Below are 24,198 nucleotides of genomic sequence, written 5' to 3'. Positions count from 1 at the left end.
GCGGCTGTTGTTGTGTTCACGGCGATGCGCTGCGCAGGCACCTCCAGCACGGTGCGATCGTCATCGCTGCAGCTGGCCGTGCGGATGGCACTGACATCCGGGGCCGGATGGGGCTTCCCGAGGAGTCGGAGCTCACGCTCTCCTGCCCAGTTACACCGAGGCGGAGCTGGGCTAAGGTAGCCCGCTGGATCTTGACCGAATGCTGATGGATCCTTGACGGAACGTTGGCAGGCAGAAAGGCCGGGAGTGGCAGGGCGCGCGGGGCGGATGTGGCAGTCGCTGTTGGCGGCGCACCCCGCTCGTACGGTGGTCATGGGCTTCGCTGCCGTGATCCTGCTGGGGACGGTACTGCTGATGCTGCCCGTCGCCGCCGAGGACGGCCGGAGCGCCAACGTGGTGACGGCGCTGTTCACTTCCACCTCGGCGGTGTGCGTGACGGGTCTGGTGGTGGTGGACACCGGCACGTACTGGAGCGGCTTCGGCGAGGGCGTGATCCTCGTCCTGTTCCAGATCGGCGGCTTCGGCATCATGACGATGGCCTCGCTGCTGGGTCTGCTGATCTCCGGGAAGCTGCGGTTGCGGATGCAGCTGACCGCGCAGGCGGAGACCAAGAGCCTTGATATCGGGGACGTGCGGAAGGTGCTGCTCGGGGTGGCCGGATGCACGCTCGCGGTGGAGCTCGCGGTGGGCGCGGTGCTCGCACTGCGGCTGCGTTTCGGCTACGGCGAGTCCATCTGGGACGCCGCGTACCTGGGGTTCTTCCATGCCGTGTCGGCGTTCAACAACGCCGGGTTCGGACTGCACGCCGACAGTCTCACGAAGTACGCGCAGGACGCGTGGATGACGCTGCCCGTCGCCGTGGCCGTGATTCTCGGCGGAATCGGTTTTCCGGTGCTGCTGGAGTTGCTGAGGCACCGCAATCGGGCCCGCACCACGGGTCGGCGTGGCTGGTCGCTCCACTTCCGGCTGACGGTGATCACCACGGCCGTGCTGCTGTTCGCGGGGACGCTGCTGACGTGCGCGCTTGAGTGGACGAACAACAACACGCTGGGCCCGTTCGACTGGCACAAGAAGATGCTCGCGGGGTTCTTCCACTCGGCGATGTCCCGTACTGCGGGGTTCAACAGCGTCGACATCGGGGCGATGACGGATGCGACACTGCTGCTGACCTGCATGCTGATGTTCATCGGCGGCGGCAGCGCGGGCACCGCGGGCGGCATCAAGGTCAGCACTTTCGCGGTGCTGGGCGCGGCGATGCTCGCCGAGGCGCGCGGCGAGCCCACGTCCGCCGTGATGGGCCGCAGGCTCGCACCGCATGTGCTGCGGCAGGCGCTGACCGTGGCGCTGGCCGGCGTGGGCTTTGTGATGACGGCGACCCTCGCCCTGCTCGCCGTGGTCGACAAGCCCTTCGAGGAGGTGCTCTTCGAGTCGGTCTCGGCCTTCGGCACGGTGGGGCTGTCCACCGGCATCACCGCTGACCTGCCGACCATCGGCCGTCTGATCGTCATCGTGCTTATGTTCGTCGGCCGGCTCGGCCCGGTCACCCTGGTCTCGGCGCTTGCCCTGCGCGAGCGCAAGCGCCGCTACGAGCTACCCGAGGAGCGACCCGTCATTGGTTAACTACCTGCACAACCTGCGCTTGCGCCGCCGCAAGCGGCTCGCCGAGCACGCCGCCGCCTCCGGGCACGGTGACCAGCGTGTGGCCGTGATAGGTCTCGGCCGCTTCGGCAGCTCGCTGGCCCATGAGCTGATGCGGCGCGGCTGGGACGTTCTCGGTGTCGACACCGACCCGCACCTCGTCCAGCGGATCAGCGACGATCTCACCCATGCGGTGGTCGCCGACTGCACCGACCCTGAGACACTGCGCCAGCTCGGCGTGCACGAGTTCAGCAGCGCCGTGGTCGGCATCGGTACCGACATCGAGGCCAGCATCCTGATCGCCTCCAATCTGCTGGAGGCAAAGGTGCCCAACATCTGGGCCAAGGCGATCAGCCGCCAGCACGGTCAGATCCTCGAGCGCCTGGGCGTGCACCACGTTGTCCTGCCCGAGCACGAGATGGGCGAGCGCGTCGCCCACCTGGTCACAGGCCGGATGCTGGACTTCATCGAGTTCGACGACGACTACGCCCTGGTGAAAACCGTCGCCCCGGCCATCTCCACCGGCGTACCACTCGGAGAGAGCCAGGTGCGCAGCAAGTATGGGGTGACGGTCGTCGGCATCAAGCGGCCTGGCGAGGGCTTCACCTACGCCACCGCTGAGACGGTCATAGAGAAAGGGGACGTCATCGTCGTCACCGGCAAGATCCAGGATGTGGAGTCCTTCGCCGAACTCAGCTGAGTGCACCGCGAGCCGCCGTATCGTTGCTCTTTGCTCCTTCGCCGCCCGTCGCGCGTCCAGGGAAGCTCTGCCCGTACGGAGTTCGTTAAAAAGGGCGGTCACCGGGCGCGGAACCGTCCTGGAGGCGCTGTTATGGGAGCAGCGCAGGTGGCGCGGGGAAGGATGCGCTCATGGTGGAGTGGCGGCCGTTGCGGGCTGCGGTCAGGCCGGTACCCGAACCTGTCCCCACGCCCTTCGTCTGGGTGGCGGCCTTCATCGGGGCGCTGCTGACGGTGGGGGTGCTCAGTGCGGCGAACGGGCTCGCCGACCCGCTGCACGCCCTGCTGGTGCTGTGCCTCCTGGCGGCGCTGCTGGGAGTGTGCGCCCGCTTCGCCGCGGCGCCGGGCACCGCCGCGGTGTGCTGGCTGTTCCTCAACGGCTTCGCGGTGCCGCCACATGGCGAGCTTGCGTGGCAGGGGTATCCGGATGCGGGGCGGCTCGCCTTCCTGATGGTCGCGGCGCTGCTCGGTACGGTGATCGCCCGCCTCGTCAACGCCCGGGGCGCGTACCGCCGGATCAGGCCTGGCGGGGACCGCGACGCCGACTCCTGAGCGGCCGCTGAGGCCGTTACGAGGTGAAGTGGGCGGGCAGGTCGGGGGGTAGGGGTGGACGGCCTGGCGTGCTCTTGAGGGTGAGGACCATGGTCATACCGCCGCCGGGGGTGTCCTCGGCGATGAGCGTGCCGCCCATGGCCTCGGCGAAGCCGCGGGCGACCGCGAGGCCCAGGCCGACGCCGGCGCCGCGAGGCACATCCCCGTACCGCTGGAACGGCTCGAAGATCTTGTCCTTGGCCTCGTCGGGCACGCCGGGGCCGCGGTCGACGACCCGCAGTTCGACCCGGTCGCCGAGCGTGCTGGCGGAGACCAGGACCACCTCGTTCTCCGGGCCGTACTTCACGGCGTTCTCCACGACGTTGGCGACGGCCCGCTCCAGGAGGCCGGGGTCGGCCGCGACCATCGGCAGGGTTTCAGGAATCTCCAGGGCGACGGAACCTTCGGGAACGCCGCCGAGGGCCATCGGAACCACTTCGTCCAGGTCCACGTCGCGGATCAGCGGTGTGACGGTGCCGGTCTGCAGCCGGGACATGTCCAGCAGGTTGCCCACCAGGTGGTCGAGCCGGTCGGTGCCCTCTTCGATGCTCGCCAGCAGTTCTGCCTGGTCCTCTTCGGACCATTCGACGTCGTCGGAGCGCAGCGAGGTGACCGCGGCCTTGATGGTGGCCAGCGGGGTCCGCAGATCATGGCTGACGGCGGCGAGCAGCGCGGTGCGGATGCGGTTGCCCTCGGCCAACTCGCGGGCCTGTCCTGCTTCCTGCTTCAGCCGCTGGCGGTCCAGGACGACGGCGGCCTGGGCGGCGAAGGCGGCCAGCACACGCCGGTCCTCGGCGGGCAGCACCCGCCCGGACAGGCCGAGTACGAGGTGGTCGCCGACAGGCATGTCGACGTCGGCGTCCAGCGGGCGCTCGATCGGACGGGCCGTCCCGGCGCGGCCCGCGCAGGTCCACGGCTCGACCTCGCTGCCCCGCTCCAGCAGCGCCACCGACTCCATGCCGAAGGTCTCCCGCACCCGCTCCAGCAACGCCTCCAGAGTGTCCTCGCCTCGCAGCACGCTGCCCGCCAGGAACGACAGGGTCTCGGACTCGGCGCGCAGGCGGGCCGCCTGGTGGGTGCGGCGGGCGGCCAGGTCCACGACCGAGGCGACCGAGACACCGACCGCGAAGAAGACGATGATGGCGAGGACGTTCGCCGGATCATCGATGATCCAGGTGTGGGTGGGCGGAGTGAAGAAGTAGTTCAGCAGCAGCGAGCCGGCCGTGGCCGCGGCCAGCGCGGGCAGCAGCCCGCCGAGCAGTGCGGCCCCCACGGTCAGGGTCAGGAAAAGCAGCACCTCGTTGGCGAAGCCGGGACCGTCGTCGGCAGGCCGGGTGTTCCACACCGAGGTGAGCAGCAGGGTGAGCAGCACCGGGCCGACCACGCCCACCAGCCATCCGGCGATAATGCGGGATCGGCCGAGCCGGGCGCCGCGCGCCACGGGCAGTCCGCGGCCCTTGGCGGCCTCCTCGTGGGTGACGATGTGGACATCGAGGTCCGGTCCGGATTCGCGGGCCACCGTGGCGCTCACCCCGGGCCCGAAGGCGTACTGCCAGGCGCGTCGGCGGCTGACGCCGAGCACGATCTGGGTGGCGTTGACACTCCGGGCGAAGTCCAGCAGCGCTTGCGGGATGTCGTCGCCGACGACCTGGTGGAAGGTGCCGCCCAGGTCTTCGACGAGGGTGCGCTGTACGGCGAGTTCGTTGGGGGAGGCGGAGGTCAGCCCGTCGCTGTGGGAGATGTAGACGGCCAGTACCTCGCCGCCCGCGCCCTTCTCCGCAAGCCGGGCCGCTCGCCGGATCAGGGTCCGCCCTTCAGGGCCGCCGGTGAGCCCGACTACGATCCGCTCGCGGGCCTGCCAGGTGGAGCGGATGTCGTGTTCCCCGCGATACTGCTGCAGGTACTCGTCGACCCGGTCCGCGGTCCACAGCAGCGCCAGCTCCCGCAGGGCGGTCAGATTGCCCGGACGGAAGTAGTTCGACAAGGCCGCGTCAACCTTGTCGGGCTTGTAGATGTTGCCGTGCGCCATCCGGCGGCGGAGCGCCTGCGGTGACATGTCGACCAGCTCTATCTGGTCGGCGCGACGCACCACCTCGTCCGGTACGGTCTCCCGCTGCCGCACCGTGGTGATCGACTCGACGACATCGCCGAGCGACTCCAGGTGCTGGATGTTGACGGTTGTGATGACGTCGATCCCGGCCTCCAGCAGCTCCTCGACGTCCTGACACCGCTTGGGATTCCGGGAGCCGGGCACATTGGTGTGGGCCAGCTCGTCCACCAGAGCGACGGCAGGTCGACGCTTGAGCACGGCGTCCACGTCCATCTCGGTGAACACCGCGCCCCGGTACTCCAGCTCCCGCCGTGGGATCTGCTCCAGGCCGTGCAGCATCACCTCGGTACGCGGCCGGTCATGGTGCTCCACGAAGCCCACCACACAGTCAGTGCCGCGCTCCACACGGCGGTGCGCCTCCGACAGCATCGCGTAGGTCTTGCCGACACCCGGCGCCGCACCGAGATAGATCCGTAGCTTGCCGCGTGCCATGGTTCAGGGATCCGATCGTTCTGCGCTCGCCGGGCTGGTTCGGGACAGCAAGGAGATGACTTCTCGACGCGGTCTCCCTTGGCCGGCCCGGTGATGAAGTGGCTGTGGATGCGATGGGTCTGCCTCCAGTTTGCGCCGCGGCCGTGTCGCGTAGACCCGCAGGTTGTCGGTGTGTGTCTCGTACGAGGGTCCCCGTACCTCCTGGAGCAGATGCTTCTGGCTGCTCGGCCGCCCCCGTGCCGTGCTCAGAACCTATCTGGATAGATCAGCGCCAGGACCAGATAGCCCAGCACGGCCACGGCCACGACCAGCCCGACGATGTTCTCGGCGCTCACAGCCGACTCACCCCCCGGGCGATGAGAGCCGCCAGCGCGAACACCGTGACCGTGACGCATACGAAGGCCACATCGGCCATCGCGAGCTCCTAGGCGAGATTCGGAAGGAACGGACCTCTAGAAGTAACCCCGCCGCAACGCCGATTAACCCGCTGTTGACACGGCTCTTACGCACCTTGCTGAATCCTTGACGCCTTCCTAACGCGACCGCGCCCGGCTTGCGGAAGCCCGGAGGGTTCTGCACGGCCCGGTGTGTTTCGCGCAGTACCGGCGGCTCCGCCGCACTTTGATCACTTCGGCCAGTGCGCGCGGGTACCCGCGAGTAAGACGCCCGCTGGAGCTCCGTGCGAACAGGGGCCTGCGTCGTGCCCGGAAGCCGCCTCCGTCTGCCGCGGCGATAACGGGGGCGTGGGTGTCGCGTTGCGTTGCGGGAGAGGAGGCGTCCGCCCCATAAGGACCGCCAGGACCGGGGGCAGAAAGAGAACCGTACAAGTCTCCAGCCCGGGCAGTGGTTGCTGCGGGAAGGTGCCGGGGTGGTGACCCATCTTGTGCGAAAGAAGTGAAAGTTCCGAATGGGTGGGCGCTCGATCGACATTGCACTCCAGCGCTCGGATCCCACGAGCCGCCCTGTGTAACCCGATCCCCTTCAGGAAGAACGTGACTGTGTTCTGCTGGACCGGGATGGGAAGAGCACGGCATCAAAGGCGTGTAAAAGACTGCCGGAACAAGGCAATGTGCTGGCGCTTGTCCACATGCGAGCATGCGCTCAACCGGAACGAAGGTCGAGGAGGGGCGGCGAAGGCGGATGGCCTGGTTTCTCGGTCTGGGCATCGCGGGGGTCGTACTCCTCGTGCTGTCGCTCGTCTTCGACGGCGTCCTTGAGGGACTCTTCGACGGTGTCGACGTGCTGGACGGCCTGTTCGACGGCTGGCTGTCGCTTCCGGTCATCGCCGGGTTCGTCTCCATGCTTGGCTTCTCCGGTGCGATCGCCATGGGCGCCACCGCGATGGGTGCCGTTGGCGCCACCGTGATCGGCGTGCCTGCCGGAGTCGGCACGGGCTGGCTCGCGTATCGCCTCAGCCGTGCCCTGATGAGCGACCGGTCCGGCGCCGCGCCGCGCGACGACGACCTGATCGGTGCGTCCGGCTCCGTCGTCACCGCCATCCCGGCAGGCGGCTACGGCGAGGTACTGGTCCATCTGGCCGGACAACCCGTGAAGCTCGCGGCGAAGAGTTCCGCCCCGGTGGCGCGAGGCGCCGAGATCTGGGTGGAGGAGACGCTGTCGCAGACATCAGTCTCCGTACGCCTGGTGGAACGCTGATCGACCGCGCCGCCGTACACATCCGACGCCGAGTCGGTGCCCTTTCGTCCACCTGAACCCATCGATATGCCGTCCCCTGGGAGGGCTGAGGGGAATTCGTCATGAGTCCAGTTGTCATCGCTGTGATCGGAGTCGTCGTACTCCTTGTCCTGCTCGGCCTTGTCGTGATCACCCGTTACAAGGTGGCGGGTCCGAGCGAGGCCTTCATCGTCACCGGGCGGCGGGGAAAGAAGTCCACCGATCCCGAGACGGGCCGCGTGTTCACTGACAACAGTGGGCAGAAGGTCGTGGTCGGCGGCGGTGTGTTCGTCGTGCCGTTCGTGCAGCAGAAGTTCACCCTCGACCTCTCCTCCCGGCACATCCCGGTCGCGGTGCGCGGCGCGGTCACGCTGCGGGGCGTCAAGGCCCACCTGGAGGGGGTCGCGATCGTCAAGGTCGGCGGCACGGAGGACTCGATCCGCGCGGCGGCTCAGCGGTTCCTGATGCAGCAGGACGGCATCGTCGGCTTCACCCAGGAGGTGCTGTCGGGCGCGCTGCGCGCCATCGTCGGCCGGATGTCGGTGGAGGACATCATCCGCGACCGGGCCGCGTTCGCCGGCCAGGTCGCCGAGGAGGCGGAAGCGAGCCTGTCCGGGCAGGGCCTCGTCCTGGACGCCTTCCAGATCCAGGACATCACTACCGAGGGCTCCTACCTGGAGGACCTCGGCCGCCCGGAGGCCGCGCGCGCCAAGCAGGAGGCGGACATTGCCGAGGCCGTCGCCCGCCGTGCCGCCGAGCAGGCACGGCTGAAGGCCGAGGAGGAAATCGCGATCGCCCAGCGGACCTTCGCCCTGAAGCAGGCCGAGATCAAGGCCGAGACCGACGAGGCGGCGGCGCGTGCTGCGGCTGCGGGTCCGCTGGCCGAGGCAGCGCGGAACCAGGAGGTCCTGGCCGAGCAGGAGAAGGTCGCCGAGCGACAGGCCGCGCTGACCGACCGCGAGTTGGACACCAAGGTCCGCAAGCCCGCCGACGCCGCCCGCTACCAGGCCGAGCAGGAGGCCGAGGCCCGCCGCATCGCGCTGGTCAAGGAGGCCGAGGCGGCCGCCGAGCGGGCCCGGCTGACCGGTGAGGGCGAGAAGGCGCAGCGTGCCGCGCTCGCCGAGGCGGTCCGCATCGAGGGTGAGGCGGAGGCCGCCGCGATCGGAGCCAAGGGTGCCGCCGAGGCCGAGGCCATGCAGAAGAAGGCCGACGCCTTCGCGCAGTACGGCGACGCGGCCGTGCTGCAGATGCTGGTCGAGGTGCTGCCGCAGGTGGTCGCCAAGGCGTCCGAGCCGCTCAGCGCGGTGGACAAGATGACGGTCATCTCCACCGACGGGGCCAGCCAGCTCTCCCGTACGGTCGCCGACAACGTCGCCCAGGGCGTCGAACTCCTCAGCTCCACGACCGGAGTCGACCTCGCCGAGCTGTTGAAGGGCATCACCCAGCGTGCCGGCGGCGCGCAGCCCGCGGTCACGGCACCCGCCGAGGCCAACGGGAAGGTCGAGATCACCGGCTGACATGGGTACTGAGCAGCGGAGCGAGCCCGGGCGGCCCTTGAGCTGCCCGGGCTTGTGGTTGCTGGGTGGTTTCCCGGAAGTGGAGTGCGAGTGGCGTTCCTGTGGCTTTGGCGGGTCGGCTGGTCGGCGTTCGCCCTGCCCCTGGCGATCGCCTCATTGCGCGCCCGGGCACCCAAGTCGGTCCGGCGTGCGGGACCGATGGGCGGCTCGCAGCTGGGGGTGTGGTTCTACCGAAGGGCTGTTCAGCCGAAGGAACGTGATGAGACGCCCGGCACCGGTGGGCGGCCGTGGTGAGCTCGGATTGGGTCCGGCATCGGACGACGCACATCGCCCAGGTCGTTGGGCGGATCACGGACCAGATGGAGAAGCAGTGACCGCACTGCGCAAGTCACGCTCAGGGACGGACACGGCGACCGGGATCGCGTATCCCGGGACGGCGTTGGCTCTTGCCGGGTTCCGTCGGCGCGCTTGGGCCTGGCTCGGGGGCGGCGTCGGGGCTGTCGTCGTTGGGCTGATGGTCGGTCCGCCGGCCGACGAAGCCGGAATCGGCTGGCTGAACGACATCGCCGTCTTCTGCGTCGGAGGCGGCCCGGTCACCGCCATCGTCGGCGTGGCGGCCCTCGTCAACTACCGCCGTATGCGGCGGTCCTTGTCCGCCCACCCATGGCTCGCCTGCTCCGCCGTGGCCATTTCATCCGGGCAGGGCAATCCCCGTGCCGCACTGCGCCACCCGCAGACGGGTGACGTGATCCCGCTGTCGGTCCGTACGCTGCCGCAGCGGTACCACCTGGCCAACCCCGGCCCTGGAGGCGTGCTGTGGTGGTGCGGCGACGCGCGCACCGGCGGCGTGCTCGCGCAGCCCGGCGGCGAGCACCTGCTGTGGGCACGGCGCCCCCGAACCGGGCGGACCCGCCGGAGGGACGTGTTGACGGCGGAACGACAGGGGCTCCCGAACAAGCCGCGGCCCTGGCAGCCGCAGGCTGGCGTGGACGACCCCATCGAGGGCCGGGAGCCGGACCTGTCGTACGCGGCCATGGCCGAAGCGGCCCTCCGCCAGGTGATCGAGGACGAGGACGGAACCGCCCCGCACCGTGAACCCGACATCCGCGCCGTGCCCTGGTGGCGCGTGCCGGCCCTGCTGGAGATCTCGTACGTCTGGCCGGCCGTGGTCAACGCGGCTTTCGCCATCACGATGGTGCTGACGTGGTGGCTCCTGGCGAAGGACCAGGACGTCGTGGTGCCGCTGATCCTCGCGGCCCTGTCCGGCTTCAACGCACTCCGGTTCGGCCGCCGGATGATCACTCAGGGGATGCCCGCGGTGAAAGGCTTGGTGCGGGCAGCCCGGGCGCCCGTTCCGGTACCCAAACGCTACGTGCTGCTGCCTGGCCTCGACGACGGACTGGTCTTGGTGCTCTTTGCCGCCCACGGAGGTCCGGAGGATCTGCCGGAAGCCGCCATGGAGGTCAACCCGCCAGGCACGCCAAGGCATCCGAAACGCGGTATGCCCCCGGCGGTCGGTACGGTCGATCTGCACGGCTGGCTCGACGCCGGGCCCACCGTCGTCCCACGGATCGACGGCCGCCCCCTTTGGCCCCGGCACGAGTACGAGGAGGTGAACCTCAATGACCGGAGGGACCGGGACTACTTCACAGCCCTGGTCGGAGGTGTGGGTGCGAAGGCGACATGAGTCGGCCGGGTCCGGGGCTCCTGGTTGGTGAGGGTGACGCCGCTGGTGAGAGTGAAGGACACCGCTCAGCGGTCGAGTACGGGCCCTGCGGTGTCGAGTGCGGCACCGACGTGGTCGGCGAGGCTTACGGCGACCAGGCGTGCCTGCAGGGGCGGTGGTACGGCGCCGGGCTCTGGCAAGAGCATGAACCGGCCGAGGTAGCGGCCGCCCACCGAGGCCCGCAGCTCGATCTCCTCGCCGGGCCAGCCGTCCTTGTCCGGCTCCCAGTTGGCGCGCCCGACGGTCAGCGAGCCGTCCTGCTCCAGGCGGGGGTGCCGGCCCAGCAGTGTGCCGTGTTCGAAGCGGCAGCCGCGCAGGCCAAGGATCTCGACGAGTTGCTGCCGGACCTGGTCCACCACGGCATACGGCGAGGCACCGGCCTGAACCAGGCAGGCGGTCTCGTGGATCCGCGCCGGATGTGCCGCGTCGGTGACGGTGACCAGCTTCAACGTACGGGCATGGGCCGCCAGTTGGGACACGGCCACGCCCACCGCCAGCAGCAGGAGAGTGGTGGCGATGTCGTCGCCGTCGGAGATGGTGAACCGCTGGTAGGGGCGAGTGAGGAAGCTCTATCCGATTGCGGCTGCGCCGCGGGCGAACCAGGCCGCCGCCGAGAGCGCGGCCAGCACTCCTGCGACCCGGCTGCCCAGGGCAGCGACCGCCACGACGACCACCACAAGGATCAGGGCCAGGTTCGCGGACGACAGATGGGCGCGGAACGGTGCCAGGGCCAGCGCGACCACGAGTGGCGCGAGCAGGGCGGCGGCCGGGACGATCCGGTCACGGAGCGAACTCTTCATGGTCCACCTCGCTGGAGTGGGGTCGGTCCCCATGGGCGGGAGATTGCGGCGTGCCGGCCGACTGGGCCAGCGTGGCCCCTGGCGGCCACGGTCGGCCATACCGGCGCGCAGTCTTGACGCATCTCTGACACCGCGCGCAGGCCGTAGTGGGTCTGGGCGGCAACGTCGTACTCGACGCGGCCCCGCTTCACCGGCCGTGTGGCTGCCTACGAGGTGGCCGTTGCGGGCAGACCGGGCTGTACCGAAGGGGGACTCGTCGCCGCCGGCAGGGTGAGGACCATGGTGAGGCCGCCGCCGGGGGTGTCCTCGGCGGTGAGGGTGCCGCCGATGGCCTCGGCGAAGCCGCGGGCGACTGCCAGGCCGAGGCCGACGCCGGCGCCGCGTGGGGCGTCGCCGTAGCGCTGGAAGGGTTCGAAGATGCGGTCCTTGGCCTCGTCGGGGACGCCGGGGCCACGGTCCACGACACGGACTTCGACCCGGTCGGCGTGGGCGCTCGCCGATACGAAGACCGGCTTGCCGTCGGGGCTGTACTTGACCGCGTTCTCCACGATGTTGGCGACCGACCGTTCCAGCAGGCCCTTGTCGACGGTGACCATGGGCAGGGTTTCGGGGATGTCCAGGACGACGGTCGACTCGGGGTCCGGGATGCCGCCCAGTGCCATGGGGACGACCTCGTCCACGTCGATCTCGCGGATGGTCGGGGCGAGTGTGCCGGTCTGCAGGCGGGACATGTCCAGAAGATTGCCCACGAGGTGGTCGAGGCGGTCGGCGCCCTCCTCGATGCCCGCCAGCAGCTCCGCCTGGTCCTCCTCGGACCACGCGACGTCGTCCGAACGCAGAGAGGTCACCGCCGCCTTGATGCCCGCGAGCGGGGTGCGCAGGTCGTGGCTCACGGCGGCCAGGAGCGCGGTGCGGATGCGGTTGCCCTCGGCCAGTTCCTTGGCCTGGTCGGCCTCGGACCGCAGCCGCTGGCGGTCCAGGACCACGGTGGCCTGGACGGCGAAGGCGGCGAGGACCCGGCGGTCCTCGGCGGGCAGGACACGGCCGGACAGGGCGAGCGCCATGTGGTCGCCGACCGGCATGTCGACGTCCGCGTCCTCTGGGCGTTCGACAGGCTGTCCGGTGCCCACGCGACCGGCGCAGGTCCATGGCTCGACGTCGCTCTTGCGCTCCAGAAGTGCCACCGACTCCATGGCGAAGGTCTCGCGGACCCGTTCCAGGAGGGCTTCCAGGCTGGTCTCGCCGCGCAGGACGTTGCCGGCCAGGAAGGAGAGGATCTCGGATTCGGCGCGGAGCCGGGCGGCCTGGTGGGTGCGGCGGGCCGCCAGGTCTACCACCGACGCCACCGAGGCCGCGACCAGGACGAAGATCGCCAGTGCGAGCATGTTCTTGGGATCGGCGATGGTGATGCGGTGCACCGGGGGAGTGAAGAACCAGTTCAGGAGCATCGTGCCGACCGCTGCCGAGACCAGTGACGGCAGCAGGCCGCCGAGGAGGGCGGCGCCCACGGTGAGCGTGAGGAACAACAGCATGTTGTTGGTGAGGCCGAGGTCGGCGTCGCTGTGGGTCAGCAGCAGCGTGAGGAGCGCCGGGCCGCCGATACCGGTCAGCCAACCCCAGATGAGCCGGGATCTGCCGAGGCGCGCGCCCCGGGACACGGGCAGTCCGCGGCCCCTGCCCGCCTCGCTGTGCGTGATCAGGTGCACGTCGAGGTCGGGCCCCGAGTCCCGGGCGACCGTCGCGCCGACGCCGGGTCCGAAGACGTACTGCCATCCCTTGCGGCGTGAGACCCCGAGGACGATCTGGGTGGCGTTCACTCCGCGCGCGAAGTCCAGCAGCGCCACCGGGACGTCGTCACCGACGACGTGGTGGAAGGTGCCGCCGAGGTCCTCGACCAGGGTTCGCTGGATGGCCAGCTCCTTGGGGGAGGCGGAGGTGAGCCCGTCGCTGCGGGCTATGTAGACGGCCAGGACTTCGCCGCCGGCGCCCTTCTCCGCCAGCCGCGCCGCTCGGCGGATCAAGGTCCGCCCCTCCGGACCGCCGGTGAGGCCGACCACGATGCGCTCCCGCGAGCCCCAGATCTTCGACACCTGGTGCTCGCTGCGGTACTGCTGTAGGTACTCGTCGACCCGGTCGGCCACCCACAGCAGCGCCAGCTCTCGCAGCGCGGTGAGATTGCCGGGCCTGAAGTAGTTGGAGAGCGCCGCGTCGACCTTGTCGGGCTTGTAGATGTTGCCGTGTGCCATGCGTCGGCGCAGGGCCTGCGGGGACATGTCGACCAGCTCGATCTGGTCCGCCCGCCGTACCACCTCGTCCGGCACGGTCTCCTTCTGCCGGACGCCGGTTATCGATTCGACGACGTCGCCGAGCGACTCCAGGTGCTGGATGTTGACGGTCGATACGACGTCGATCCCGGCTGCGAGCAACTCCTCGACGTCCTGCCACCGTTTGGCGTTGCGCGAGCCGGGGATGTTGGTGTGCGGTAGCTCGTCGACGAGGGCCACGGCGGGGGCGCGCCGCAGCACCGCGTCCACATCCATCTCGGTGAACGTCGTGCCTCGGTACTCGATCTCCTTGCGGGGCACCTGCTCCAGGCCCCGCAGCATCACCTCGGTGCGTGGCCGGTCGTGGTGCTCCACGAAGGCGACCACGCAGTCGGTGCTCCGCTCGATGCGGCGGTGGGCCTCGGAGAGCATCGCGTAGGTCTTGCCGACGCCGGGTGCGGCGCCGAGGTAGATCCGGAGCTTGCCGCGTGCCATCGTCTCGTCTCTGAAGTCGCGTGTGGTCAGGAGGATCGGGAGCGGGTCATGACTCGAAGCGGTAGCCCATGCCCGGCTCGGTGATGAGGTAGCGGGGGTGGGAGGGGTCCGTTTCGAGTTTTCGTCTCAACTGGGCCATGTAGACCCGAAGATAGTTGGTCTTGTCGCTGTAGGTGGCCCCCCAGACCTCCTGGAGGAGTTGCTTCTGGGTGACCAGGCGGCCGGGGTTGCAGACCAGGATCTCCAGCAGGTGCCACTCGGTTGGGGTGAGCCGGATGTCGCGGCCGCCTCTGGTGGCCTTTTTGGCCAGCAGGTCGATGGTGAAATCGCTCGTCGTGACCATGGTCGTCTCGGGTGCCATCGGCAGAGCCTCGGTACGGCGGACGGCGGCCCGCAGCCGGGCCAGCAGCTCGTTCATGCTGAACGGCTTGGTGATGTAGTCGTCGGCGCCCGCGTCGAGGGCGGCGACCTTCTCGTCGGATGCCGTCCGGGCGGACAGGACCAGCACGGGCACCCGGGTCCAGCCGCGCAGCGCCTTGATCACCTCGACGCCGTCCATGTCGGGCAGGCCCAAGTCGAGCACCACCACGTCCGGCTGGCGGGCGGCCGCCAGCCGGAGCGCGGTGGCGCCGTCCGGCGCGGCGTCAACGCCGTACTGGCGGGCTCGCATGTTGATCACGAGGGCTCGTACGAGCTGTGGATCGTCCTCCACCACCAGCACCCGGGTCATCGGTGTGCGGCCTTCCTGTCGTCGGTGGGATCGGGGCCGTCAGGGCGGCGGCGGGAGCCGGTGGGGCCAAATGTTCCGGTCCGCCGACTCCCGGCCGCTGTCCCTGCTGCCAACGGCATCAGCGGTCGGCCAGTTCCTTGAGCGCGATGTTGAGTTCGAGGACGTTGACGCGCGGCTGGTCGAGGAAGCCGAGCGTGCGTCCCCGGGTGTGGTCGTCGACCAACTGCTGGACCTGGTCAACGGTCAGCCCGTTCGCCTCGGCGACCCGCTTGACCTGGATGTCCGCGTACGCCGGGGAGATGTCCGGGTCGATCGCGGAGGCGGAGCCGGTGACCGCGTCCTTGGGCACCTCGGACTCGGGTACGCCGTTGAACTCGGCGACCTGCTTCTTAGCCGCCATCACCATCTTCACGAGCTCGGGGTTGCCGGCGCTCAGCTGGCTGGAACCGGTGGCCAGCGGGTCGTAGTTGCTGTTGGACGGACGGCCCTGGAACCACTTCGGGTCGGGCTTGTCGGTGCCCTTGATGTTCCAGCTCTGGCCGATCAGCCTGGAGCCGACCTCCTTGCCGTCGACCTTGACGATCGAGCCGTTCGCCTTGTCATGGAAGGCGAGTTGGCCGATGCCGGCGACCACGAGCGGGTAGATGACGCCGGTCACGACGGTGAGGACGAGCAGCATGCGCAGCGCCGCCCATGCCAGGCGTCCGGTGTTTGCCACGGAGTTGTTCATGTCCTTCACCCGATCCCGGGGATCAGCGAGATGAGCAGGTCGATGAGCTTGATGCCGATGAACGGGGCGATCAGTCCACCCAGGCCATAGATGCCGAGGTTGCGCCTGAGCATCCGATCGGCGCTCATCGGCCGGTACTGCACGCCGCGCAGGGCGAGCGGCACCAGGGCGATGATGATCAGCGCGTTGAAGATGACCGCGGAGAGGATCGCGGACTCCGGGCTGGCCAGGCCCATGATGTTGAGCTTGTCCAGCGACGGGTAGGCGACGGCGAACATGGCCGGGATGATCGCGAAGTACTTCGCGACGTCGTTGGCGATGGAGAACGTGGTCAGCGCGCCCCGGGTGATGAGGAGTTGCTTGCCGATCTCGACGATCTCGATGAGCTTGGTCGGGTTGGAGTCGAGGTCGACCATGTTGCCGGCCTCCTTGGCGGCCGACGTACCGGTGTTCATGGCCACGCCGACGTCCGCCTGGGCCAGCGCGGGCGCGTCGTTCGTACCGTCGCCGGTCATGGCGACCAGCTTGCCGCCGGCCTGTTCCCGCTTGATAAGGGCCATCTTGTCCTCGGGGGTGGCCTCCGCGAGGAAGTCGTCGACGCCGGCCTCGTCCGCGATCGCCTTGGCGGTCAGCGGGTTGTCACCGGTGATCATGACGGTCTTGATGCCCATGCGGCGCAGTTCTTCGAACCGCTCGCGCATGCCCTCCTTGACCACGTCCTTCAGGTGGATGACCCCCAGGATCCGGGCGCCCCGGTCATCCTGGATCGCGACCAGCAGCGGCGTACCGCCTGCCTCCGAGATGCGGCCCGCGATCTCGTCGGCGTCCTCGGCGACCGACCCGCCTTGCTCCCGCACCCAGGCGATGACCGAACCGGCGGCGCCCTTGCGGATCTTGCGCCCGTCGACATCCACACCCGACATCCGGGTCTGGGCGGTGAAGGCGATCCACTCGGCGTGCGCGAGCTCGCCCTGGTGGCGTTCGCGCAGGCCGTACTTCTGCTTCGCCAGTACGACGATGGAGCGGCCCTCGGGCGTCTCGTCGGCCAGTGAGGAGAGTTGGGCGGCGTCGGCGACCTCGGCCTCGGTCGTTCCGCGCACCGGCACGAACTCGGCGGCCTGGCGGTTGCCGAGGGTGATGGTGCCGGTCTTGTCGAGCAGCAGCGTCGAGACGTCACCGGCGGCCTCGACCGCCCGGCCGGACATGGCGAGGACGTTGCGCTGGACCAGGCGGTCCATACCCGCGATGCCGATGGCGGAGAGCAGTGCGCCGATGGTGGTCGGGATCAGGCAGACCAGCAGCGCGGTGAGCACGATCATGGAGGTCTGCTTGTCGGCGCCCGCGTAGATGGCGAACGGCTTCAGCGTCACGACCGCGAGCAGGAAGACGATGGTGAGCGAGGCGAGCAGGATGTTCAGCGCGATCTCGTTCGGCGTCTTCTGCCGTGCTGCGCCCTCGACCAGGTTGATCATCCGGTCGATGAAGGTCTCGCCCGGCTTCGTCGTGATCTTGATGACGATCCGGTCGGACAGCACCTTCGTGCCGCCGGTGACGGCGCTGCGGTCGCCGCCGGACTCTCGGATGACGGGCGCGGATTCGCCGGTGATCGCCGACTCGTCGACGGACGCGACTCCCTCGACGACGTCACCGTCGCCGGGGATGATGTCGCCGGCCTCGCACACGACCAGGTCGCCGACCTTCAACTCCGTGCCGGGCACGCGCTCTTCGGAGTCCCCGACGAGTCGGCGCGCCACGGTGTCGGTCTTGGCCTTGCGCAGCGTGTCCGCCTGGGCCTTGCCGCGGCCCTCGGCCACCGCTTCCGCCAGGTTGGCGAAGACGACGGTCAGCCACAGCCAGGCGGCGATGACCCAGCCGAACCAGTCGCCCGGGGTCTTGATCGCCAGTACGGTGGTGACCACCGAGCCGATGAGCACGACGAACATCACGGGGGACTTGACCATCACCCGCGGGTCGAGCTTGCGGAACGCGTCGGGCAGTGACTTGACGAGTTGCTTGGGGTCGAACAGGCCCGCGCCGACGCGGCCCTCGGCGGCCTTGTGCCCGGTCGGTACGTCCTGGTGCGGTGCCCGGGTCGGGGTAACCGTGGACATCGGGTCCTCTTGCTTCTTGGTGTTGATGGTCATGCCGCCAGCCCTTCGGCGAGCGGGCCCAGCGCGAGGGCCGGGAAGAACGTCAGTCCGGTGATGATCATGATGGCTCCCACGAGGAGGCCGGTGAACAGCGGCTTCTCCGTACGGAGGGTGCCCGCCGTCGCGGGAACGGGCTTCTGCTCGGCGAGTGAGCCCGCCAGCGCCAGCACGAACACCATGGGCAGGAACCGGCCCAGCACCATGCACAGCCCCAAGGTCGTGTTGAAGAAGTCGGTGTTGGCTCCGAAGCCGGCGAAGGCGGAGCCGTTGTTGTTGGAGGCGGATGTGTAGGCGTACAGGACCTCGGAGAAGCCGTGCGCTCCGATGTTGGTCATGGCGTCCTTGCCGTCCGGCAGGGCCATGGCCACTGCGGTGCCGATCAGCACCAGCGCGGGGGTGATGAGGATGTAGCAGGCGGCCAGCTTGATCTCGCGGGTGCCGATCTTCTTGCCCAGGTACTCGGGCGTGCGGCCGACCATCAGCCCGGCGAGGAACACCGCGATCATCGCCATGATCAGCATGCCGTAGAGACCGGAACCGACACCGCCGGGCGCGATCTCGCCGAGCATCATGCCCAGCAGGAGCACACCGCCGGACAGGCCCTGGAAGGAGTCGTGGAAGGAGTTCACCGAGCCGGTCGAGGTCATCGTCGTCGACACCGCGAAGAGGGAGGACGGGCCTTCGCCGAACCGCTGCTCCTTGCCCTCCATCGAGCCGCCGGCGATCTGGGAGGCGGTACCGGGGTGGGCGTACTCGATCCAGGTCACGGCGACCACGGCGAGGAACCAGATGATCCCCATGGCCGCGACGATGGCGTAGCCCTGCTTGACGTTGCCGACCATCTTGCCGAAGGTGCGCGGCAGCGAGAACGGGATCACCAGCAGCAGGAAGATCTCCAGCAGGTTGGTGAAGCCGCCTGGGTTCTCGAACGGGTGGGAGCTGTTGGCGTTGAAGAAGCCACCGCCGTTCGTCCCCAGGTCCTTGATGGCCTCCTGGGAGGCGACCGCGCCGGAGCTGATGGCCTGCTTGTCGCCGGTCAGCGTGGTGATGGTGTGGATGTCGCCGAAGTTCTGGATGGCGCCGGCGGCGATGAGCAGTACGGCCGCGACCACGGAGATCGGGAGCAGGATGCGGACGGTGCCGCGCACCAGGTCCGCCCAGAAGTTGCCGAGGTCCCCGGTGCGGGAGCGGGCGAAGCCGCGCACCAGCGCCACCGCGACCGCGATGCCGACGGCGGCGGACACGAAGTTCTGCACCGCGAGCCCGGCGGTCTGGGTGACGTGGCTCATCGCCGTCTCACCCGAGTACGACTGCCAGTTGGTGTTGGACACGAACGACACGGCGGTGTTGAACGCCTGGTCCGGGCTGATCGGCTTGAAGCCGAGCGACAGCGGCAGCCTGTCCTGCACCCGCTGCATCAGGTACAGGAACAGCACGCTCACCGCGGAGAAGGCCAGGACCCCGCGCAGATAGGCGGGCCAGCGCATTTCCGTGTCGGGGTTGGCGCCCACCGAGCGGTAGATCCACTTCTCGACGCGCAGGTGCTTCTTGGACGAGTAGACGGCGGCCATGTAGTCGCCGAGGGGACGGTGCACGAGGGCGAGCGCGCCGATCAGCGCGGTCACCAGGAGCACGTCAGCGAGGACGGGGCTCATGTCGCGACTCAGAACCTCTCCGGGAAGATCAGGGCGAGGACGAGATAACCCAGCAGGGCGACGGCCACGACCAGGCCGACAACGTTCTCGGCGGTCACAGCTTCGCCACCCCCTTGGCGACGAGGGCGACGAGCGCGAACACCGCGATCGTGGTGACGACGAAGGCCACGTCGGCCATCGCAAGCTCCTGAATGAGGTTCGGAAATCCGTAAGAGGATCGGACCGCAACAGGAAACCCCCTGCCCCGACCGGATTCGACCGCCCTTAACGGCTTCCATACGGCGGCCCGTACACCTTTGACGCACCCCATACGGCGACCCGCGCCGCACGGTTCTGCGCGGGGCTGAACGAGTCGTCTCCTGTCGGATCGCCGCCTCCGTCGGGCGACGCGTGAAGAGACACGGAAAAGCGCTGCCGCGGGCTTGCCGCTGGGGGCATTGCCTGCTGAGGTGCATGAACTCCTCATTTGCGCCATTTGTACGCATCGGGCGAAACCCTAACGGCCCCTTAACGCCCAACCGATGGGTCAGCACTCCCCATGGGACCCCCCTCGCGGCTTACCCTCGCGCATGTGCTCAACGTGACCGGTCTGCTCAAACGTCTGGTGATCGGCCGGGCGAAGCGCAGCGAGGAACTTCACGAGACGCTGCTCCCCAAGCGGCTTGCCCTGCCGATCTTCGCGTCCGACCCCCTGTCCTCGGTGGCGTACGCGACCCAGGAGATCCTCCTGGTCCTCAGCCTCGGCGGTCTGGCTTACCTGCACTTCACGCCGTGGATCGCGGCTGCCGTCGTGGTCCTGCTGACGGTGGTGGTGCTCTCGTACCGGCAGGTGGTGAGCACCTACCCGAGCGGCGGTGGCTCGTACGAGGTCGTCTCCACCAACCTGGGCCCCTCGGCCGGGCTGGTGGTCGCCGCCTCGTTGCTTGTCGACTACGTCATGACGGTGGCGGTCTCGGTCGCCTCCGGTGTCGACAACATCATCTCGGCCGTCCCAGAACTCGCCGACCACCGTGTGGCCATGGCCCTCGGCTTCGTCGCGCTTCTCACCGCAATGAACCTGCGGGGCGTGCGCGAGTCAGGGCGGGCCTTCGCCGCGCCGACCTATCTGTTCGTCGGTGGCGTCCTCATCATGATCACGACCGGGCTGTTCCGCTACCTGGTCGGGGACGCGCCGGTAGCCGAGTCCGCCAAGTACGGCATCACGGCCGAGCCGCACGAGGCGAATCTGACCGGACTGGCGCTGGTCATGCTCGTGCTGCGCGCCTTCTCCCAGGGCTGCACCGCGCTGACCGGCGTGGAGGCGATCTCCAATGGGGTGCCCGCGTTCCGCAGGCCCAAGCCGAAGAACGCGGCGACCACGATGGCCGTCATGGGCGCCATCTCCATCACCATGTTCGTCGGGGTCACCACCCTGGCGCTGGTGGCGAAGGTCCACGTCACCGAGGACTCCTGCCGCCTGACCGGTCTCGACGGCAATTGCGGCAGCCACACCCAGCGCACCGTCATCGCCCAGGTCGCGGCCGCCGTCTTCGGCGGCGAGCACAGCATCGGGTTCTACTACATCCAGGCCGCCACCGCGCTCATCCTCATCCTCGCCGCGAACACCGCTTTCAACGGCTTCCCGCTACTCGCCTCGATCCTGGCCCAACACCGCTACCTGCCCCGCCAGCTGCACAACCGCGGCGACCGTCTCGCCTTCTCCAACGGCATCCTCGCCCTCGCGATCGTCGCCGGCCTGCTGCTGTACGGCTTCCAGGCCAACGTCACCAACCTCATCCACCTCTACATCCTGGGCGTGTTCACCTCCTTCACGCTCTCCCAGACGGGCATGGTCCGGCACTGGAACCGTGAACTGCGCGCCGAGACCGACCCCGCCCTGCGTCGCAACCACAAGATCACCCGGGTGATCAACGGAACCGGCGCGGCGGTCACCGGTGTGGTCCTGCTGATCGTGCTGGCGACCAAGTTCACCCAGGGCGCTTGGCTTGCGGTCGTCGCCGCGATCGTGCTGTGGGTGACAATGCGCGGCATCCGCCGCCACTACGACGCCACCGCCGCCGAACTCGCTGTCACCGACCCGAGAAGCGAACTCGCCCCGCCCAGTCGGGTGTTCGCGATCGTCCTGGTCTCCACCATCCACAAACCGACCCTGCGCGCCCTGTCGTACGCCCGCTCCTTCCGCCCCGACCACCTGGAGGCGCTCACCGTCTCGGTCGACCGCGACGAGGCGGCCCGGCTGCGCGACCGCTGGGAGGCGTATGGCATCGAGGTCCCTCTGAAGATCCTCGACTCCCCCTATCGGGAGGTGACCCGCCCGGTCGTGGACTACGTGCGCTCCATCCAGCGCGAGAGCCCGCGCGACATCGTGGCCGTCTTCATCCCCGAGTACGTGGTGGGTCACTGGTGGGAGAACCTCCTCCACAACCAGTCGGCCCTCTGGCTCAAGAGCCGTCTGCTTTTCACTCCAGGTGTGATGGTCACCAGCGTCCCCTGGCAGCTGACGTCCTCGGCCCGCGCCGACCGCCCGGCAGCCCGGGCTCCCGGCTCCGTCCGCCGCGGCGAGCCTCCGACTCCGCCACCACAGCCGGAGAGGCACCCGGGAGCACGTCGGTCCCAGCAGGGTGAACGCGGTGGGTAACCGAATGGGTGCGATCCGTGTTTATCGCGGTCGCCTGCATATGTTTCGCGTCAATGCCCTGGTCGACACCAGGAATACGTACGACGCTGAGCACAGGAACGTTTCCAGAGATGAGGAGCCGCCGTGCGCGCTCGTGACCTGGCGGTCGAATACGAAACAGTGAGCGTCGACAGCGACGCCATGGACGCGGCCCGGCTGATGGCCGACCACAAGCTGCCCGGCCTGTTGGTACTCGACGAGCGGGGTGAGCCGAAGGCGATCCTGCCGGCCTCCCAGATGATCAAGGTGCTGGTGCCCGCCTACGTGATCGAGGACCCCACCCTCGCCGCGGTCGTCGACGAGAAGCACGCCGACCGGCTCTGCCAGGCGCTGGCCGGCCGCCGCGTGGGGGAGTGCCTGTCCAGCAAGGCGGCCCCGCCGCCGGTCGCCGACGCCGATGACACCGCGCTGGAGGTGGCCGCGCTGATGGCGCAGGTGCGCAGCCCTTTGGTGGCGGTGGCGGAAAAGGCCAAGGACGGTACCCATCTGCTGGGTGTGATCACGGCGTCTCACCTGTTGCACGAACTCCTCGGCTCTGCAGAAGCGGTGAGCCTCAAGTAACCGTATCCGGGCACTGCGGCGCGCAGGGTTATTCCATGCCGGAGGCCCGGAGGATTTTGCGGCACAGTTCTCCGTCGATCCGCCGCCCCAACCGCTCCAGCACCGGCATGCCGCACCGTAGGGTCCCCTGCTCCAGGGATCGGCGTGCACCTTGATCCAGTTGGTGCCACAGCAAGGGGTTGGCGATCAGGACGTGCGGATCCAGCATCAGCCGCCCGCCGGACGTATCCGTGAGAATCACCCGCCGGCTTACGCCTTCGGATATGCGCACTGTCGCGAGGCGGTCGGTCCGCACCCGGCGGTGGGTCATGAGCCCGCGTGCGTCGAGTCCGCCTTGAGCTGCACTCACCCGCGGCGGCGTCAGGATGATCAGGAGCAGAACGGCGAGCGCGGCCCACCAACCGGCGCGGACGGCAGTGAGCCGCTCGAACCCCCAGTCGAGCAGTACGAGTGCACCGAAGAGCAACACGCTGTAGAGGACCGCGCTGCGCAATTCCCGCACCCAGTAACGGTCATGGACCGTCCGAACGGCGTTCCCACGCGGGCTTCTGCCCACCAAGGCGCGCTTCTTGATGCACCGTCCCATACGGGCCACATTAGGCACAGCACCGGCTTGTGTCTTCGGCTGTGAAGAACTCGGTTTCGTACCGCCCGGTCAGCCGACGCTGCCGAACCTCAAGTAGGGCCTGCGGCCGAGCAGGGATCCGGACCAGCGGCTCCAAGGAACTGCCGTTCGCTGTGTGTTCGCCCTTGGCCCTGTGCGTCATCGCCTTGGCGAGTCCGATCTCCTGACGGCGGTGCGCGGGCCCTCCTCGGCGATCACGGCCCCGGCTCAGCTCCGCGCCCGGTTGTCGTTGACCGCGGCCAGGAGGAACAAAACGGCTGCAAGGCCGTAGAACCCGATACCGAGAAGCATGGCGGCCATGACCACGTCGTAAGGGGCGTTCGCCAGGCGGGGCACACCATTGGCCAATGTGCCGCCGTACAAGCACAGGAGTGCGTAGGCGCGGGGGCGCAGACTTCCGGCGCGCCCACGCATCCACCGAGGAACCCAGCCCCGCAGGAACGCGATAGCAGGGGGCAGCATCAAGGCGCTGGCGACGGCCAGAGCGATCCAGTGGTAGAGCGGATTGCCGTTCATGTCGACACCTCCTTTCACCGGGGCAGGTCGGTCGGGCGGGCAGCTTCGGCGCCCACGAGACACAGGACGCCGAGCAGCAGTACGGGAAGACCAGGCCCGGGCAGGGCCCACATCACCACGCCGCACAGAGCGAGCGCCACACCGGCGACCGCAAGTGAACGCGCGACTGTGCGCCTTGTGAGAGGGCTGTCCATCAGGTGGCTCCAGGAAGGACGAAGGGGCCGTTACCGCAGCGGAAACATATCGCATATGCCACTGACACCTCAGTGCTCCTCGGTGGCGCGTACAGGGTGCGCTTCAACTCGGCCCAGCGGCCTGTCCGGTGGTGAGCGTGCCACGCAGTTCGGCCAGCGGACGGCGGTGGGAAACTGCGCGGCGGCGCCGATGGCCTCCAAGGTCCCTCACCCCCAAGTCTCGCCGTATCCCGGCACCCGCGGCCGTTGCGGGGCCGGGCACCAGGACATACCTCTGTGTGCGCCAAGATCATTGTGAACTGACGCTGTTCCTCACCGCATTGCCGTGTTCCGGCAGTCCTGGCGTCTCGTTGATGCCGGACAGCGATACCCGGG

At 68.9% G+C, this 24,198-nt stretch carries 20 protein-coding genes and 2 pseudogenes; 8 read left to right on the top strand and 14 right to left on the bottom strand.

What is annotated here, in order from left to right; genetic code table 11:
* Nucleotides 1–246: 246 nt before the first annotated feature.
* From ABZO29_RS03910 to ABZO29_RS03900, 3 genes are all read left to right on the top strand, one after another.
* Nucleotides 247–1,620, top strand: a complete 1,374-nt coding sequence (locus tag ABZO29_RS03910; protein ID WP_367318701.1) for a TrkH family potassium uptake protein — start codon at nucleotides 247–249, stop codon at nucleotides 1,618–1,620.
* Nucleotides 1,613–2,338, top strand: a complete 726-nt coding sequence (locus ABZO29_RS03905) for a TrkA family potassium uptake protein (protein WP_367318700.1) — start codon at nucleotides 1,613–1,615, stop codon at nucleotides 2,336–2,338. Before ABZO29_RS03910 ends, ABZO29_RS03905 begins: the two co-directional genes overlap by 8 nt.
* A 170-nt stretch (nucleotides 2,339–2,508) precedes the next feature.
* Complete coding sequence (locus ABZO29_RS03900) at nucleotides 2,509–2,928, top strand: hypothetical protein (protein WP_367318699.1); 420 nt, start codon at nucleotides 2,509–2,511, stop codon at nucleotides 2,926–2,928.
* 16 nt (nucleotides 2,929–2,944) lie between these two features.
* Here ABZO29_RS03900 and ABZO29_RS03895 read toward each other — a convergent pair whose 3' ends face one another.
* The 3 genes and pseudogenes from ABZO29_RS03895 to kdpF (ABZO29_RS03885) all read right to left on the bottom strand — a co-directional run bounded on the left by ABZO29_RS03895 (nucleotide 2,945) and on the right by kdpF (ABZO29_RS03885) (nucleotide 5,844).
* Complete coding sequence (locus ABZO29_RS03895; RefSeq protein WP_367318698.1) at nucleotides 2,945–5,509, bottom strand: ATP-binding protein; 2,565 nt, start codon at nucleotides 5,507–5,509, stop codon at nucleotides 2,945–2,947.
* A gap of 59 nt (nucleotides 5,510–5,568) precedes the next feature.
* Nucleotides 5,569–5,743 (bottom strand): annotated as a pseudogene (locus ABZO29_RS03890) (winged helix-turn-helix domain-containing protein); the annotation flags it as partial.
* A gap of 11 nt (nucleotides 5,744–5,754) precedes the next feature.
* Complete coding sequence (gene kdpF / locus ABZO29_RS03885; protein ID WP_367318697.1) at nucleotides 5,755–5,844, bottom strand: K(+)-transporting ATPase subunit F; 90 nt, start codon at nucleotides 5,842–5,844, stop codon at nucleotides 5,755–5,757.
* A gap of 805 nt (nucleotides 5,845–6,649) precedes the next feature.
* On the opposite strand from kdpF (ABZO29_RS03885), the gene ABZO29_RS03880 reads away from it, so the two are divergent.
* From ABZO29_RS03880 to ABZO29_RS03870, 3 genes are all read left to right on the top strand, one after another.
* A complete protein-coding gene (locus tag ABZO29_RS03880; protein ID WP_367326036.1) occupies nucleotides 6,650–7,165 on the top strand; it encodes a hypothetical protein in 516 nt (171 codons plus the stop codon).
* A 101-nt stretch (nucleotides 7,166–7,266) separates the two neighbouring features.
* A complete protein-coding gene (locus ABZO29_RS03875) occupies nucleotides 7,267–8,700 on the top strand; it encodes a flotillin family protein (RefSeq protein WP_367318696.1) in 1,434 nt (477 codons plus the stop codon).
* A 514-nt stretch (nucleotides 8,701–9,214) separates the two neighbouring features.
* The gene (locus ABZO29_RS03870) at nucleotides 9,215–10,387 is read left to right on the top strand and encodes a hypothetical protein (RefSeq protein ID WP_367318695.1); all 1,173 of its coding nucleotides are present in this window, start codon (nucleotides 9,215–9,217) and stop codon (nucleotides 10,385–10,387) included.
* A 65-nt stretch (nucleotides 10,388–10,452) separates the two neighbouring features.
* Here ABZO29_RS03870 and ABZO29_RS03865 read toward each other — a convergent pair.
* The 8 genes and pseudogenes from ABZO29_RS03865 to kdpF (ABZO29_RS03830) form a co-directional block, all read right to left on the bottom strand.
* Nucleotides 10,453–10,980 (bottom strand): annotated as a pseudogene (locus ABZO29_RS03865) (DUF4118 domain-containing protein); the annotation flags it as partial.
* Between the two features lie 15 nt (nucleotides 10,981–10,995).
* Nucleotides 10,996–11,226: a hypothetical protein gene (locus ABZO29_RS03860; protein ID WP_367318694.1), complete on the bottom strand. Its 231-nt coding sequence runs from the start codon at nucleotides 11,224–11,226 to the stop codon at nucleotides 10,996–10,998.
* Nucleotides 11,227–11,432: 206 nt separating this feature from the next.
* The gene (locus ABZO29_RS03855) at nucleotides 11,433–13,985 is read right to left on the bottom strand and encodes an ATP-binding protein (protein WP_367318693.1); all 2,553 of its coding nucleotides are present in this window, start codon (nucleotides 13,983–13,985) and stop codon (nucleotides 11,433–11,435) included.
* A gap of 46 nt (nucleotides 13,986–14,031) precedes the next feature.
* Nucleotides 14,032–14,715: a response regulator gene (locus ABZO29_RS03850; protein ID WP_367318692.1), complete on the bottom strand. Its 684-nt coding sequence runs from the start codon at nucleotides 14,713–14,715 to the stop codon at nucleotides 14,032–14,034.
* Nucleotides 14,716–14,833: 118 nt separating this feature from the next.
* Complete coding sequence (kdpC, locus tag ABZO29_RS03845; RefSeq protein WP_367318691.1) at nucleotides 14,834–15,445, bottom strand: potassium-transporting ATPase subunit KdpC; 612 nt, start codon at nucleotides 15,443–15,445, stop codon at nucleotides 14,834–14,836.
* A 5-nt stretch (nucleotides 15,446–15,450) separates the two neighbouring features.
* The gene (gene kdpB, locus ABZO29_RS03840; protein ID WP_367318690.1) at nucleotides 15,451–17,589 is read right to left on the bottom strand and encodes a potassium-transporting ATPase subunit KdpB; all 2,139 of its coding nucleotides are present in this window, start codon (nucleotides 17,587–17,589) and stop codon (nucleotides 15,451–15,453) included.
* Complete coding sequence (gene kdpA / locus ABZO29_RS03835; RefSeq protein ID WP_367318689.1) at nucleotides 17,586–19,250, bottom strand: potassium-transporting ATPase subunit KdpA; 1,665 nt, start codon at nucleotides 19,248–19,250, stop codon at nucleotides 17,586–17,588. The genes kdpB and kdpA overlap by 4 nt, the downstream gene beginning before the upstream one ends.
* An 8-nt stretch (nucleotides 19,251–19,258) precedes the next feature.
* Nucleotides 19,259–19,348 carry a K(+)-transporting ATPase subunit F gene (gene kdpF / locus ABZO29_RS03830; RefSeq protein WP_009326374.1) on the bottom strand — a complete coding sequence of 30 codons (90 nt, stop codon included), beginning with the start codon at nucleotides 19,346–19,348 and terminating at the stop codon, nucleotides 19,259–19,261.
* 473 nt (nucleotides 19,349–19,821) lie between these two features.
* On the opposite strand from kdpF (ABZO29_RS03830), the gene ABZO29_RS03825 reads away from it, so the two are divergent.
* Together ABZO29_RS03825 and ABZO29_RS03820 are read left to right on the top strand one after the other, a co-directional pair.
* On the top strand, nucleotides 19,822–21,888 hold the full coding sequence (locus ABZO29_RS03825; protein WP_367318688.1) for an APC family permease: 2,067 nt from the start codon (nucleotides 19,822–19,824) through the stop codon (nucleotides 21,886–21,888).
* 123 nt (nucleotides 21,889–22,011) lie between these two features.
* Entirely contained in the window at nucleotides 22,012–22,488 is a 477-nt protein-coding gene (locus tag ABZO29_RS03820) for a CBS domain-containing protein (protein ID WP_367318687.1), read from the top strand.
* Between the two features lie 28 nt (nucleotides 22,489–22,516).
* Here ABZO29_RS03820 and ABZO29_RS03815 read toward each other — a convergent pair whose 3' ends face one another.
* From ABZO29_RS03815 to ABZO29_RS03805, 3 genes are all read right to left on the bottom strand, one after another.
* Entirely contained in the window at nucleotides 22,517–22,990 is a 474-nt protein-coding gene (locus ABZO29_RS03815; RefSeq protein WP_367318686.1) for a hypothetical protein, read from the bottom strand.
* A 330-nt stretch (nucleotides 22,991–23,320) separates the two neighbouring features.
* Nucleotides 23,321–23,629 carry a hypothetical protein gene (locus ABZO29_RS03810; protein ID WP_367318685.1) on the bottom strand — a complete coding sequence of 103 codons (309 nt, stop codon included), beginning with the start codon at nucleotides 23,627–23,629 and terminating at the stop codon, nucleotides 23,321–23,323.
* 14 nt (nucleotides 23,630–23,643) lie between these two features.
* Nucleotides 23,644–23,823, bottom strand: coding sequence for a hypothetical protein (locus ABZO29_RS03805; protein WP_367318684.1), 180 nt, complete (start codon nucleotides 23,821–23,823; stop codon nucleotides 23,644–23,646).
* Nucleotides 23,824–24,198 lie beyond the last annotated feature (375 nt).

The organism is Streptomyces sp. HUAS ZL42 (assembly GCF_040782645.1).
In the GTDB taxonomy this organism is placed as follows: domain Bacteria; phylum Actinomycetota; class Actinomycetes; order Streptomycetales; family Streptomycetaceae; genus Streptomyces.
This window is presented reverse-complemented; position numbering and strand designations above follow the sequence as displayed.